We start from the raw sequence: 14091 nt of genomic DNA, 5'->3' as shown, positions 1-14091 counted from the left end.
GCGCGCCCAGTAGGAGTCGAACCCGCAACCTTTTGATCCGTAGTCAAACGCTCTGTCCAATTGAGCTATGGGCGCATGTGCTTGTCTTTATCAAGTGCTCACTTATATTACCATTACTCCCTGGTGAATGCAACACTTAAATTCAATTTTTTTAAATTTTTTTCAACCGCGCATTCCAGGCGCGAAAAAGTCTTGTACAAGACCTTCTCGCCTAGCTTTCCCGCGTTGTCTTCTCGGCCAAGGCCACGTAGCGCTCCACGCCATCAAAAAGGCACGTCTTGAGCAACGACAAATACGCCTCGAACGAAAACGTTTCGACCGTCGCGAGCATTTCCATCCGCACGCCAAACAAATCGACATTGTACGCTTGCTCCCGCATGCCGTTGCGCAAATAAAACGCCTTCCGCCGCTGACGTAGCGCGCGCTCCGCCGGCACCTCCGTCGACCACGGATCCTCGATCTCCAAAACGATTGGCTTGTCGTGCGCGGCGAAAAACTGCTTCAGGACTCTGGAACCGATTTGGCGTTTTCGCGCTTGCGGATCCACCGCGAAATAGTCGATCAAAATGTGGTTGGCGTCCTCGAGCGTAAACAGAAGCCCGCAAGCCCGGTCCTCCTCCACCACGGCGTACATTCGCTCGTTTCCTTTTACCATCACCTCGAACGGCTTCTTTTCGCTTTTTGGAAACGACGCCTCATACAACTCTTTTATATAGGGAACTTCCCGGTCCTCCATCTTTCGATATCCTACGCTTTGCATACTTCGCATTATAAAAGGGAGAGCGCGTCTTGTCCAGTCTTGAAAATTCGCCCAAAACCCGGATTTCACATTTCATCCGCCATGGGGGCGTGCTATAATTTTTGCATGAACTACAGTACGATCCTGCTCGCGGCTGGCAGAGGAAGCCGCACCAACCTTGACTACAACAAGGTCTTTTATCATCTGGACACCGACCGGACCGTGCTGGACGCCAGTCTGGCGCTGTTCCTCGACGACGAGGAGTGCCGGCAGATCGTTCTGGTCTGCGCCCCGTACGAGCTCGATTACGTCCAATCCAACTACAGCAAAGATCCACGCATCTGCTTTGTCGCCGGCGGCGACACCCGGCAGCAATCCGTCTGCAACGGCCTGGATGCCGTAAAGGAGGACTACGTTTTCATCCACGACGCCGCCAGACCTTTCCTGAAGCCGTACTCGATTTACGAATTGAAAAAGACCCTCGAAATCGAAGACGCGTGTTTGCTGATGGTACCCAGCGTCGACACGGTCAAACTCGTCGAAGGGGGCTACGTTGCCCAAACGCTTTGCCGCGACCAGGTGTACCGGGCCCAAACCCCGCAATGCTTTAAAACGAGCCTGATCCAAAAGTGCCACGAAAAAGCGAAAAATGCCGGCAAGCTCGCGACCGACGACGCCCAGCTTGTCGAATGGTATGGAAAGATTCCCGTCCGGGTCGTTTACGGCGACGAGGAAAATATCAAGATCACGCTGCCAAGCGATTTGATCCACGATTAAAAAAGCGTATTGAGCAAGGAGGATTTATGGAAGAGCTGCTTCACTATTCCGCATTGATTTTCGATTTTTGTCAGGAGGAAACCGATTCCTTCGAAACCTTGTGCCACGACATCGACGTCTTCGCCGGCGATCCGGCCTGCGCCCAAATCGTCGTGAGCTGCCTGCGCGACTGGCAGCTGCGCCTCTCGCTGGATCCAAAGCCAAAAACGATGCTCGTCCGCATGGCCGACCATCCGTACGCGGCGCTCATCAACGGGCTCAAAGCCGTCAGCGAGGAAAACGTGCTCGTCGTCGGCCTGGCCGAGCCGATCCGGCTCGAATCCAAAGACGCCGTCCTCGACGCCTTGACGCGTTACCCGGCCATCCACGCCCATGCCGGCCTGCAAGGCTTCGACACGCGCCTGCTGATGTTTTGCCTCCAGCACGCCGTCGAGCAAAACATTTCGATCGACAGCTATTCGCAAGCCGTTTCCGCCTGCGGCGACACCCCGATTTTGACGCTCTAGAAGAAGTGTTTGGCTTCTTCTTTTTTTTCGAATTTGAAATAATAAGGCCAATGGAGGTGCCGCATGCCAGAAACCACAATCGTCGAATACGCCCAAACCCGCCTGCAAACCTGGAAAGAGCTTCCCTTTAACGAAGTCGACAGCCTGATTCTTTCCTGCCTTGCCTATTTGCGCCTGCCGCTCGCTTTCGAAGACCGGGTCGCCCTCAAAGACTTGTATAAAGCCGAAAACTTCGACGCCATGTTTCACAACGTCTACTCGGCGCCCCGCAGCCAGGCGCTCTTCACCGCCCTATGCGCCAGCCCGCGCTATCGCGACATCCAGGTCAGCCGCTACATCCAGGATTCCAGCGAAGTTCAGGAGAAGCAGTTTAGCGCCGTCTGCTTCCAGCTCGACGACGATTTGGCCTATGTTGCCTTTCGCGGCACCGACGCCACGCTGGTCGGCTGGAAGGAAGACTTCAACATGGCTTTCTCTTTTCCGGTCCCAAGCCAGCTGGAAGCCGCCCGCTATTTAACCGACGCCCTGCCCGCACTGCAAGGAACGGTGCTCGTTGGCGGCCACTCCAAAGGGGGCAACCTCGCCGTGTTCGCCGCCACGCGCCAAACCGGCATCTCGCGCATTCAAGCCGTGTACTCCCACGACGGGCCCGGCTTTCCGCAAACCGCCTTTTCCAGCCAGCCGTTCCAAGCGCTGCTGCCAAAAATCAAAAAGACGGTTCCCCAGTCCTCCATCATCGGCATGATTTTGGAAGCGCAGGAAGCGTACACGATCGTCAAAAGCAACCGGTTCAGCATCTGGCAGCACGACCCGTACTCGTGGCTGGTCGAAGGGGAGAGGTTTGTCACCTTGTCGCATCAAACCCCTGGCGCCCTCTACATGAACACGGCCATCAACGCCTGGCTGACGCACATTTCCCGGCAGGAGCGCGAACGCTTCTTTACCACGTTGTATGCCTTGCTCGCCAGCGACCACGCCAAAACCTCGGCGCAATGGCGCAAAAGCCTGCCCCAAAACCTGCCGGCCATCTTGCAGGCCACCAAGGAGCTCAGCCCGGACACGAAACATTTTCTCGTCCACACGCTCAAGGAAATGGCGGCTCTCAGCTTGCGTAGCGTTCCCGAAGCGATCAATCCGCCGTTTGAAAAATAGACAAGCGCCAAATATATGTTATACTTATTCTCGGCGTCCCGCCCCACAGCGAGCCTGCATTCGCTTCGGGACGCGAAGAAAAGGAGTGTCGGCGGCACTCCTTTTCTTATTCAATGAACCGGAAATTCATGAGAGGCTCCTTGTTCCCATTCCTTCAGTTCCATTCCCCGATCTTTCTCCCACAGCGCGACGACATCCAAAATCGTCTTTTGAAGCGCCGGACCCAGCGCAAGCGCCTCGTCCTCATGCGCCCTTTGGGACAAATACGTTGTCACTTCGCCCAAAATGACCAGATCGTCCAGCGCTCTTTGCATTTGATTCGAATCTTTCGCCTCCAGCGCGGCCGCCAAATGGTCAACGAGCAAGTGCATTTCCTCGATCAGCCTTCGTTCCCATGATTCCATCTTTTTGATACTCCTGTTGAACTCTGATTTCACCTTACCACAAACCCTTTCCCAAACCAAGAAATAGTTTTGATTTTTACCAGACAATTTTTTTCGCGCGAAAGCGATTACATCCCCGAGCCTGGTTGTGTTTCCTTTTTTGTATTGTTATACTTTGGATGAGATGTTTTAAAAAGAAAGAAAGAGGAAGACTATTTTATGGAATCATTGCATTGGGGATCGCATTCCCTGTTGGATCATATTCGCCATATCCTTCAAATCGTCACTAGCGATTTGGCCCGCAGCGAAAATGAAACGCTGCAAGCCGAGCAGCGTTCGCAAGAACTATACGACGCGCTGCTGGAAAGCGGCGAGGCGATGAAGGAAAAAGGCGTCGCGCTGCGAAAAGCGCGCGCGGCACGGCAAGGATACATCGAAACGTATCAAATGACCGGCAAGGCGTACATTCACGCCGCCCAGATTTTGGCCGCGCTGCAAACCAAAGATAAAATCCAAGTCGAAATCGCGATGGACTACATCGCCGTCAACTTCGAGGCCGCCCGCCGCCACGCATACAGCCAGCCGATGTTTGAATACTATCAGGGCATTTACGAGCGCGCCCTGGCCATCACCCCCGAAGATGTCGCGCGCGCCAAAAACAACTGGGACCAGGCCCGCGACGCCTTGTACGAGCACGTCTTTACGACGGTACCCGCCTGTCAAAGCGCCTTTCAAGCCGCCCAGGCCCGCCACAAAGCCATTATGAAACAATACGACATCGTCAGTACCGAATGCGCCAAAGCCAGCGCCCACACGAGCGCTCTTGACAAACGGCGCGCCCTCCTGACGCAAATCCGGAACGACTTGACGCATTTGTTCGGCCCCTTTGGATCAGAAATTGAAAGCTGATCCTTTTTTATTTAACTTTACCTTAAACAATATGCTAAAATGAACCGTACGAAGAAAGGAGACTTCGCTCATGGAACGTGAACGACTTGGCTCCCGCCTCGGTTTTATCCTGCTGTCGGCGGGATGCGCGATCGGCATCGGCAACGTGTGGAAATTTCCATACGTCGCCGGGCAAAACGGCGGCGCCATCTTTATCGGAATTTACCTGCTTTTTTTAGTCCTGCTCGGAATCCCCGTGCTTTGCATGGAGTTCTCGCTCGGGCGCGCCTCGCAAAAATCGTGCGCCCGGCTTTACGAAACGCTCACCCCGCAAAAAAAAGGCTGGCGCTGGCACGGCAAAGTCGCCCTCGCCGGCAACTATTTGCTCATGATGTTTTACACGACCGTCGCCGGATGGATGCTCAAATACTTTTTCGACACCGCAAGCGGCGCGTTTGAAGGCGCCGGTCCCGAAGCGATCGCCGCCCACTTTGAAACGATGAACGCCAGCCCCTGGACGCTCGTCTTTTTTATGGGCGGCATCGTCGGCATCGGCTTTCTCGTCTGCGCGGCCGGCCTGCAAAACGGTTTGGAACGCGTCACCAAAGTCATGATGATCTTGCTGCTGGCCATTATGCTCGTCCTGGCCGTCCACTCGGTGTTTCTGCCCGGCGCCCGGGAAGGCCTCGCCTTTTACTTGCTGCCGGACATCGAGCGCGTCCGCGCCATTGGCTGGGGACAAGTCGTCGTCGCCGCCATGAACCAGGCTTTTTTCACCCTCTCGCTCGGTATGGGCGGCATGGCCATCTTTGGCTCCTACATCGACCGCGAGCACAGCCTGCTCAAAGAAAGCGTCCATGTGGCGGCGCTCGACACGTTTGTCGCCATCGTCGCGGGCATGATCGTCATCCCGGCCTGCTTCGCCTACAACGTCGAAGTCAGCGCCGGCCCGTCCCTGATCTTTTTAACGCTCCCCAACATTTTCAGCGCCATGCCCCTTGGCCGGTTGTGGGGCGCGCTGTTTTTCGCCTTCATGACGTTCGCCGCCCTCTCCACGGTGCTGGGCGTCTTTGAAAACATCTTGTCCGCCACGATGGATTTGACCGGATGGAGCCGGAAAAAGACGTGTCTTGTCAACGGCGCCGCGCTCTTTGTTTTGTCCCTGCCTTGCGCGCTCGGCTTCAATGTGCTCGAACACATCGAGCCGCTCGGGGCGGGAACGACGATTTTGGACTTGGAGGACTTCCTCGTTTCCAGCCTGATTTTGCCGCTTGGATCGCTGCTCTTCGTGTTGTATTGCACGACCAGCCTGGGATGGGGATGGAACGCCTTCAAAAAAGAGGCCAACACCGGCCGCGGAGCCCGCGTCCAGGAATGGATGCGTCCCTACATGCAATACGTGCTGCCAGCCGGCATCGCGCTTCTTTTCGTCACCGGACTTTTGCTTTAATCAAAAAAAGCAGCCTCAAAGCGTTGTTTCTTTGATAGCTGCTTTTTCTTTGTCTTTTACACAATCGTTTTCGCGAACGCGCCGCCCGCCTGCCTCTTTTCCACGACGATTTGCGCGTCGATGCGCTCTTTGAGCGCCGCCACATGGGAAATGATACCAACCGACTTGTGCGCCGCCAGCTGCGCGAGCATGTCGATCGCGTGGCCCAGCGTCTGGTCGTCCAGCGTGCCAAAGCCCTCGTCAATAAACATCGTTTCGCAAAACACCCCGCCATTCATCGCGCCAATCGTGTCCGCCAAACCCAGCGCGAGCGCCAGGCTGGCCTCGAACGACTCGCCACCCGACAACGTGCGGACGCTGCGCTTCGTTCCGTTGTAGTGGTCGATCACACCTAGATCCAAGCCGGTTTGCGACTGCCGGTTGCCCGCCTGGTAGCGAATCAGCTCGTAATGTCCCTCGCTCATTTGCATGAGCCGGACGTTGGCCCGGGCGAGCACCTCGTCAAAATACGCCATTTGCACGTACGTTTCCAGCCCGATCTTGTACTGGCCGCCCAGCTTTCCATTCAACGTGTCCGCCAGATTTTTCAGCTCCGAAAGCGCCATGCGCTGCGCTTCCGTTTCTTTTTGCTCCCGTTCGATTTGCAAGCCGACCTTTTGGTCGTGCTCCAAAGCGTACAACCGGTCCGCCTGCTCTTTTTTTTCGACATCCAGCCGGGTTTGCTCCATCTGGATGAAATCGCGCAGCGCCTCGATTTGCCGGTCCAAATCGGCCGGGGCGTTCAACGATTCCTGCGCCAGCGCCTGGTATTCGGCCCGCCGCGTCTGCTGCGCGAGCCATTCCTCGTCCACGCGTTTGCGATGCTGCTCGAACGTCTCGATTTGCGCTTCCAGCGTTTCCTGCCGCGCTTTCAGCGCCGCCTCGTCGTCCGTCGCCGAACCCAAAGCCTGCCACGTCGTCCGCCATTCGATTTCCTGTTCCCGGCAAGTCCGCCATTCGTCTTCCTTTGCCGCAAGCCGTCCGACGGCTTCCTGCAACGTTTGACGCGCCGCCTCCAGACGACGCGTTCGTTCCACCAGCGTCTTTTGACGCGTGCGCAGCCGCGCCAGCTGCTCTTCGATGCTCGCCCGGGGCGGCGTCTTCTTTTCCAGCCCGTCCAGTTCCGTTTGGGCGTGGGCGCCCGCTTCCTCCAGACGCAAACAGGCGTTCGCTTCCGTTTCCAGCGCCTTGCGTATGCGCTGCGCCGCCTGACGCGCTTGCTCCACGTCTTCTTTGGTGGCCGCCTGGGCGCATAGCGCGGCCGGGTGCGGATGATCCAGCGCGCCGCAAACCGGACAAGGCCGCCCGTCTTCCAGTCGTTTTGCCAGCCAGCCCGCCTGGCTGTCGTAGTACGCCAGCTCGATGCGCGCCGCCTTTGCTTGCGCCGCCTCGTAGTCGGTTCGCGTTTGCTCGTACCGTTGTTTTGCTTCGCTTAACGCGCGGCTACGTTCGGCTTGCTCGGCTTTTAACGCCTCGATCTTCTGGCGCGCGCCGGCTTGTTCCTGCCATTTTTCCAATTCCAGCGCGAGAGTGCGCTCGTCGCCTTCTTCCGTTTGCAGCTGGTCGATTTCCACTTGCAAAGTCGCGACGCGCGCTTTTTCACTTTCCAGCGCTTGTTCCAGCGCCTTTCGCTTTTTTCGCGCGTTTTGATAGCTTTCCTCGGTTTGCTTACGGCGTCTGGCTTGCTCCAGCGCCTGGCTTAGCGCGCTTCGCTCTTCGATCCACGTTCCATAGCGCGCCTGCCGCAAAGCAAGCGTCTGCCGTTCTTGTTCGAGGACGGCCAGCCGCGCGTTGGCTTCGTCGAGCTGCTGGCGGGCCTGTTGCTGCGCCTGCACTTTTTTGGATTGCTCGTTCCATTTGCCGAGCTGGATCCGTTTGGCGTCGCACGCCTTTTGCGCCGCGTCCAGCGCGTCCCGTTTTGTGTGACACGCCTTCGTTTCCTCGTCAAGAAAGCGAACCAGCGCTTCCAGTTCAAACCGCTCGTCCGCCGGAAACGTTTCCAGCTGGCCGATTTTTTCCTGAAGCCGGCGCTCGCGTTCAAGAAGCGCGCTTTTTTGCGCGTTGGCCTCCTCGTTGATTTCCTCTTGCAGCCGCCGGTAGCGGTCGGTATGAAACAAGCTGCGCAAAATCCGGGTGCGCTCGTCGGTTTTCGCGAGCAAAACTTTCAAAAAGTCGCCTTGCGCGATCATGCTGACTTGCTTGAACTGGTCCCGCGTCAGCCCAAGCGCTTCCTCAATCGCCGAATTGACGAGCGCCGCCTTCGTGACAGGCGGCCGGCCATCCTCGAACGTCAGCTCGCAAAGCGCCTTTTGCTTCGTCGTCCCGGTTCCGCGCGCTTTGGGGCGCTCGTATTCCGGTCCCCGCAAAACATGGTACGTCTGCCCGTTGACTTCAAACGTCAGCTTCACAAACGTCGGCGTTCGATCGTCCGCGTAGCGCGAGCGCAACATGCTCGTTTCCCGGACATCGCCGCTGACGCTTCCATACAACCCGTAAACGATCGCGTCGAAAATCGTCGTCTTGCCCGCGCCGGTGTCGCCGCTGACCAAATACAAGCCGTTCGTTCCAAAGCGGCGAAAGTCGATTGTCTGCTCGCCGGCGTACGGGCCAAACGCGCTCATCGTCAAAGTGTTTAATCGCATACGCTCTCCTCCCAGTGCCCGACGATCCACCGCTTTTGCGCCTCGCTGACCGGGCGGCCGTTTTGGCTTTGGTAAAACGCGTCGATGACCGTCAGCGGATCCAGCTTCTCGACGGCGGCCGGCGCAAAGTCGCCTGTCGGGGCCGGCCGGTTGACGTACGTCAGCTTCAGGATTTTCGGATAAATCGTTTGAAGCTTGGCGTGGGCATTGACGATGTCGTGGTCGTCAAGCAGCACGATCGAATAGTAGTTCGACAAGTCCAGCGTTTCGTAAAACGACCGGTCCGTCAGCTCCATGTACGTTCCCTTGATTTCAACCAGATCGCGAAGCGGATGAAAATCATGCGTTTCCATTTGAATCGTCTCGCCCACGTCGAGCACGACAAACCGTTTGCGCTGCCGGATCTCGTCGGCGGAATACTTCAGCAGCGTGCCGCAATACGCCATGTTGGCGGCCGGCTTTTGAAACGAATGCAAATGCCCAAGCGCCACGTAGTCGAAATCCTTGAACGTTTCCGCGGGAATCTCGTCGAGTCCGCCAATGCTTTTTTGCTCCGAGTCGCACGTTTTCGAACCCGCGATAAACTGGTGGACCAGCGCGATGTGCTTGCATCCAGGCTCCAGCTTGAGCGTGGACAAAACGGCGTCCATCGCATCCGCATACGTTTCAATCGTTCGATCCGGAAACAGCGGGCGCACCAAAGCGGGCTTTAAAAACGGAATCATGACGAGCTCCACGTCGCCAACCCGCGCGGTCTGGACGGTTTCCTGCAGCGTGGAGGCGATTTTGATGCCCGCGTGCGCGAACAAGGCGGCGCCGTACTGGAGCCGGATGGCGGAATCGTGGTTGCCGCTAATCATATAAACCGGAACCGAACGGCTGGCCAGCGTGTTCAAAAACCGGTCCAGCAGCACCATCGCCACTTCGGAAGGAACGGCCCGATCGTACACGTCGCCGGCGATCAGCACGGCGTCAATGGCTTGCTCCTGAACGAAACGAACGATTTGCCCAAGCATGTCGGCCTGCTCTTCCTCGATGGAAAAGCCATGGACCCGTTTGCCAAGATGAAGGTCGGAAAGATGCAGCAGTCTCATAGCGTCACCAGCGTGCCCAGCGACGCGAGCACGAAAACGATAAAAAACGCGATCAGCCACGGATTCGTGCACACGAGCGTTAAAAAGTGCGGATCGCCTTGCGCCTCGTCCAGCTCGGCCCCGATTTGTCTGGCGTGCAGCGCCAAATACACCACGCCATAGCACGCGGCCAGCAAAATGACGATCGAAGCGATCCAAGCCAGCGACTCGTCCATGGCCAAAAACGCCAGCGTGTTGTTCAAAACGTGAATCGCGACGGGCACCACCAGCGAATTTGACTTCAAATAAAACCAGCCCAGCACAAAGCCCATAAAAAACGCCGGCACGCCCTGGGCGATGTTCAAATGCATCATCGCGAAGCAAAACGAGCTAAATCCCAGCGCGAACAACCGGCCGTAAGGCGCCGTGGCGCGCAAAATCGTGCCCCGGAAAAAAACTTCCTCCACGACCGGCCCGACTAGCGCGACCGACACGAACAACAGCGCGTTGGAAAGCGCGTTGGCGGAATAGCCAAAATCGGGCTGCTCGATCGGGGCCGGCAGCAGCAGGCTCAACCCGTTGATGAGCAAGCCGCTGACAAAGGAGCAAAGCAGCACCACGCAAAAGCCATGCACGATGTCCCGCTTGCGAAAGCGCAGGCTCCATTGCTTCCGGTACGACAAGCGCAGGCTGTCGCTGACAAACCACGTGGCCAGTCCACCGGAAAGCGGCGTGACGACAAGCAGCGCAATCGCGTTAAAAAAGTTCATCATATCAAAATAGGAAAAAGTCAGCTCGGGAAACAGCGCGACGCCCGACCCAAGTCCAAGCCCCAAAAGAAGCGACACGCAAAGCTGCACGAGCAAATAAATCCAAAGCGCGATGCCGATCGTGGACAACGTCTGTTTCGCGCGCCCATATAAATTGGCGAGAGGGTGATTCATATCTATCACAATCCTTTCTTTTCTTATTGATCGTATTCTATCACAAAAAAACCGTACGAGACGTTGTATACTATGCATAGAGGTGACCAATGAAAATCAACAACTTGAAAAAGGAACTGAAAAACGCCCAGACAGACGACATCAAAAAAGCGCTCATTGAAACGTACAAACAGCTGTCCGCCTCCCAGCGCGCGCAATGGGACGACGCGCTGCTCGCGACGTTGCGGCACGAGCCGGCGCCCGCTCTCGATCCCGACGCGCTCTTTTTTGAGATCGGACGGTTTTGCGACCAGGCCACGCAAGGGCTGTACCGGATGCCCAACCGCGTCGTTTCCAAAGCCGAACAGGCGCGCTGGCGCGTCCAGGTCCAACGCTACTTCAAAGCGCTGGACGCGATCACGCCAGACGACGAGGCGTTCGCCCAAAGCGCGGCCGTGATGGAAAAACTCGTTTCCACGCTGTCGTACGCCGCAAAATACGCCTTGTTCAATACGGCCAGCCCGTTTGCCGCCTTGCGGCAGTCACAGCTTTCCTTGTTTGCGACCGCCATCCACCGCCGGCTGGCCCTTGGCGCGACCCGGCAAAATCTTGGCGCGGTGTGCGACTGGTTCGCCCGGCTTGTGATCGAGCCGCAAGGAAGCGCCGGACGGCTGGCGGACGCGCTGGTCGCCCAGGTGAAGACGATGCCCGCCCGTGAGTTTTTGCGCGAAATCGTCAAGGAAAAGCGGCAGAACATGCCGGACCGGGCGCGGCGGCGTCTGGACTTGCTCGCTTTTTTTCTGGATGAAAGCCTGGATATGACGGCCGAAGGCGTGCAAACGTATTGGCAGGACGAGCCAGGCCAGACCGAGATTCTCGACTTTTTGTTCGAGCTGTACGAGGCCGGCCATCTCGATGCCTGGCGGCTCGCTTTCGCCTACGCCACGAAGCGCTACGGATTCACCCCTTCTGCCAACATGGCGCGCCGGTATGAGCGGTTGTGCGAAACGCGCCAGGGAAACGGGGTTTAGGCTTGTCAGTCCCCGGGTTTTAAGATAAAGTGATAGACGCAATGTAGAACAATAAGGAGATCAGTGAAAATCATGGATAAACGAGCCATCAAATCCAAAAATGCGATCATTGCGACATTTTTAGCTTTGATCAAAACAAAACCTGTCGAGCGATTGACTGTGAAGGAACTGTGTGAAAAAGCGCGGATCAACAAATCGACATTTTACGCCCATTACCACGATTTACAGGACTTAAGCGCGCAGCTGGAAGCGGAGCTTGTGTACGAGATTCTTCATTCGCTGCCCCGCAACGATCTTTACTCGCTGAAAACTTCCGAGCTCTTCGCTGTCGACCTCTATCAGGCGCTCATTCGTTACGAGCCGCAAATCGAGCTGCTCTTTCCCAATCAAAAAAAGGAGCTGCTGGCCAGCCGGCTGGACCGGGCGGTCAAGACGTATGTCTGGAACAAGTATCCGCATTTGCGCAACCGTGTCGAAACGGAAATCTTGCTGACGTACCAGATCCAGGGGGCGTACTACACGTTTCTCAATTCGCGAAACGAAGATCAAACGATCGTGCAGGAAGTCATCGGGCGAATCGCCCGGGCGCTGCACACTTTATATTGAGCGGGGCGACTCGCTTCTTTTTTATCGGCTGAACGTTGTATGATGGGATTGTCATAGAAAAGAGGTTGCATTTATGTGTACAGCATTGAACTATACGAACGGCCATCATTACATCGGCCGCAATCTGGACTGGGACTTTGATTTCCCGAACGATGTCGTCGTCACGCCGCGCAACTATCCGTTCCAGTGGCGCAACGGCAAAACATGCACGTCGCACAACGCGCTCATTGGCATGGCGATCATCCAAAACGACTATCCGCTTTACTTTGAAGCCGCCAACGACAAAGGGCTTGGCATGGTAGGAACGGCGTTTGCCGGCTTTGCCAAATACTTCCCGAAAGCCGAGGGCAAAGACAATGTCGCGACGTTCGAGCTCATCCCTTACGTGTTGACGCAAGCTTCCACGCTGCAAGAGGCGCGCGCCTTGTTCGACAATATGAACATTTGGGACATTCCGTTCAGCGAGCAGCAGCCGACTTCGCCAATGCACTGGATCGTGGGATCGAAAGAAGGCAGCTTCGTGGTGGAAAGCACAAAAGACGGTTTGAAAGTGTACGACAACAACTGGGGCGTTTTGACGAACGCGCCAACATTCGACTGGATGTCCTACAACATGGCCAACTACGTCAACTTGACGCGCCACGAGCCGACGATTCAATTCGCGCCCGACATGAAAGGCATCGACTTGTTCTCGCGCGGTCTTGGTTCAAGCGGCCTGCCTGGCGGCGTCGACTCGGTCAGCCGGTTCGTCCGCGTGGCGTTTACGAATTTGAATTCGGTTTGCGATCCGGATCCGCAAAAAAACGTCGCCCAGTTTTTCCACATTTTATCGAATGTGCAGCAAGTTCGCGGCGAAGCGGAAATCAAACCGGGTGTCTTTGAAATCACGCAGTATGCCTGCTGCATCGACACCGACACCGGTATTTTCTATTATTCGACTTACTACAACCAAAGCCTGACGGCCGTGGATATGAACAAGGAAGATCTGGAAGCGAAAACGCTTGTTTCCTATCCGGTTCTGAAAGAGTTCCAGTTCCACGCGCAAAACTAGCGTCCGCTTTGCGCCCCGCCTTTTTGGCGGGGCTTTTTTTCGCTTATCTTTTTGGCAGCTTGTATCCCTTCCCTTTGACGGTCTGAATCAGGCCGCATCCAATTTGCCGCTTCAGCTTGCGTCGCAGCCGGGAAATGTGGGTCGTCAGCGTTCCCTCCCCGATGTACTCGCTCGTGTTCCAGAGATCGAGCATCAGCTGTTCCCTGGACACGACCTCGCCTTGATTCTCGACAAGGCGGCGCACGATGCGGCGCTCGCTCGGGGTCAGGGCGACGATGGTTTTGGGCGTGCGGATGGTTTGGGTTTGCGAATCGTAGACGATGGCGCCCTCCAGCGCGACATAACGGGATTTTGATGGATAATTTGTCATCATAGTTCGTATTATAGAAAAGAATTCTTAATATTTTCTAACACTTCTGTAAGCGAACAATAAAAAAGACCCGGTTTGGCCGGATCACATCGTGTCGATCTTGTTTTGAAATTTCCTGATCTTAAAGTCGAGGCGCTCGAGCATCACATTGACGCGGTCGCGTTCTTCCTCCAGTTTTTGTTTTTGTTCCTTCAGCAGCTGCAACCTTTTTTTCAACGTTTCATCCCCTTCTTTCGTGAGCCCGACATACTCGGCGATCGCGCTGACCGACAGCCCGGCTTTGCGCATACACAACGCGTTTTCCACCCAGCCAAGATCTTCCTTGGAGTAGTCGCGAATTCCGTTTTCAGTCCGGTGCACAGGCGGGATCATGCCCGCTTTTTCATAGTATCGAAGCGTTTCCTCTTTCACATTGTAAAGCGCGCTGACTTCTTTGATATACATGGCATTTTCTCCTTGAC

The 14091-nt window shown here is 56.1% G+C and carries 15 protein-coding genes and 1 tRNA gene; 8 read left to right on the top strand and 8 right to left on the bottom strand.

Annotated elements, in window-relative coordinates; translation table 11 throughout:
* Position 1: 1 nt before the first annotated feature.
* Both ABNS49_RS01845 and ABNS49_RS01840 read right to left on the bottom strand, forming a co-directional pair.
* Positions 2–75: transfer RNA gene (locus tag ABNS49_RS01845), tRNA-Arg, on the bottom strand.
* Positions 76–211: 136 nt separating this feature from the next.
* Positions 212–760, bottom strand: coding sequence for a GNAT family N-acetyltransferase (locus ABNS49_RS01840; protein WP_168353645.1), 549 nt, complete (start codon positions 758–760; stop codon positions 212–214).
* 105 nt (positions 761–865) lie between these two features.
* Here ABNS49_RS01840 and ispD point away from each other — a divergent pair, with 105 nt between their 5' ends.
* From ispD to ABNS49_RS01825, 3 genes are all read left to right on the top strand, one after another.
* The gene (gene ispD / locus ABNS49_RS01835; RefSeq protein ID WP_135981062.1) at positions 866–1516 is read left to right on the top strand and encodes a 2-C-methyl-D-erythritol 4-phosphate cytidylyltransferase; all 651 of its coding nucleotides are present in this window, start codon (positions 866–868) and stop codon (positions 1514–1516) included.
* A 26-nt stretch (positions 1517–1542) separates the two neighbouring features.
* Positions 1543–2022: a hypothetical protein gene (locus ABNS49_RS01830; RefSeq protein ID WP_135981061.1), complete on the top strand. Its 480-nt coding sequence runs from the start codon at positions 1543–1545 to the stop codon at positions 2020–2022.
* A gap of 63 nt (positions 2023–2085) precedes the next feature.
* Positions 2086–3174 (top strand): DUF2974 domain-containing protein, encoded by a 1089-nt coding sequence (locus ABNS49_RS01825; protein WP_135981060.1) that lies wholly within the window; start codon positions 2086–2088, stop codon positions 3172–3174.
* A 110-nt stretch (positions 3175–3284) separates the two neighbouring features.
* On the opposite strand, the gene ABNS49_RS01820 is transcribed toward ABNS49_RS01825, so the two are convergent.
* Entirely contained in the window at positions 3285–3578 is a 294-nt protein-coding gene (locus ABNS49_RS01820; protein WP_135981082.1) for a hypothetical protein, read from the bottom strand.
* Between the two features lie 198 nt (positions 3579–3776).
* On the opposite strand from ABNS49_RS01820, the gene ABNS49_RS01815 reads away from it, so the two are divergent.
* On the top strand, positions 3777–4466 hold the full coding sequence (locus tag ABNS49_RS01815; RefSeq protein ID WP_135981083.1) for a hypothetical protein: 690 nt from the start codon (positions 3777–3779) through the stop codon (positions 4464–4466).
* A gap of 70 nt (positions 4467–4536) precedes the next feature.
* Entirely contained in the window at positions 4537–5895 is a 1359-nt protein-coding gene (locus tag ABNS49_RS01810; RefSeq protein WP_135981084.1) for a sodium-dependent transporter, read from the top strand.
* A 56-nt stretch (positions 5896–5951) separates the two neighbouring features.
* Here ABNS49_RS01810 and ABNS49_RS01805 read toward each other — a convergent pair whose 3' ends face one another.
* The 3 genes from ABNS49_RS01805 to ABNS49_RS01795 are packed head-to-tail and all read right to left on the bottom strand — an operon-like array spanning position 5952 to position 10593.
* On the bottom strand, positions 5952–8576 hold the full coding sequence (locus ABNS49_RS01805; RefSeq protein WP_135981085.1) for an SMC family ATPase: 2625 nt from the start codon (positions 8574–8576) through the stop codon (positions 5952–5954).
* Positions 8567–9670 (bottom strand): exonuclease SbcCD subunit D, encoded by a 1104-nt coding sequence (locus ABNS49_RS01800; protein WP_135981086.1) that lies wholly within the window; start codon positions 9668–9670, stop codon positions 8567–8569. The genes ABNS49_RS01805 and ABNS49_RS01800 overlap by 10 nt, the downstream gene beginning before the upstream one ends.
* Positions 9667–10593 carry a type II CAAX endopeptidase family protein gene (locus ABNS49_RS01795; RefSeq protein ID WP_168353647.1) on the bottom strand — a complete coding sequence of 309 codons (927 nt, stop codon included), beginning with the start codon at positions 10591–10593 and terminating at the stop codon, positions 9667–9669. The genes ABNS49_RS01800 and ABNS49_RS01795 overlap by 4 nt, the downstream gene beginning before the upstream one ends.
* Before the next feature lie 89 nt (positions 10594–10682).
* On the opposite strand from ABNS49_RS01795, the gene ABNS49_RS01790 reads away from it, so the two are divergent.
* The 3 genes from ABNS49_RS01790 (at position 10683) to bsh (ending at position 13260) form a co-directional block, all read left to right on the top strand.
* Entirely contained in the window at positions 10683–11603 is a 921-nt protein-coding gene (locus tag ABNS49_RS01790) for a hypothetical protein (protein WP_290092230.1), read from the top strand.
* 72 nt (positions 11604–11675) lie between these two features.
* The gene (locus tag ABNS49_RS01785; RefSeq protein WP_135981089.1) at positions 11676–12209 is read left to right on the top strand and encodes a TetR family transcriptional regulator; all 534 of its coding nucleotides are present in this window, start codon (positions 11676–11678) and stop codon (positions 12207–12209) included.
* A gap of 73 nt (positions 12210–12282) precedes the next feature.
* Positions 12283–13260: a choloylglycine hydrolase gene (gene bsh, locus ABNS49_RS01780; RefSeq protein WP_135981090.1), complete on the top strand. Its 978-nt coding sequence runs from the start codon at positions 12283–12285 to the stop codon at positions 13258–13260.
* A 43-nt stretch (positions 13261–13303) separates the two neighbouring features.
* Here the strand turns inward: bsh and ABNS49_RS01775 are convergent, their stop codons facing one another.
* A complete protein-coding gene (locus ABNS49_RS01775; protein WP_135981091.1) occupies positions 13304–13633 on the bottom strand; it encodes a winged helix-turn-helix domain-containing protein in 330 nt (109 codons plus the stop codon).
* Positions 13634–13714: 81 nt separating this feature from the next.
* On the bottom strand, positions 13715–14074 hold the full coding sequence (locus ABNS49_RS01770; RefSeq protein ID WP_135981092.1) for a MerR family transcriptional regulator: 360 nt from the start codon (positions 14072–14074) through the stop codon (positions 13715–13717).
* Positions 14075–14091 lie beyond the last annotated feature (17 nt).

The sequence above is a fragment of the uncultured Dubosiella sp. genome (assembly GCF_964018005.1).
GTDB lineage: Bacteria > Bacillota_I > Bacilli_A > Erysipelotrichales > Erysipelotrichaceae > Dubosiella > Dubosiella muris.
The sequence above is the reverse complement of the archived record's forward strand: the minus strand, read 5'-3'. Positions and strand labels throughout refer to the sequence as shown.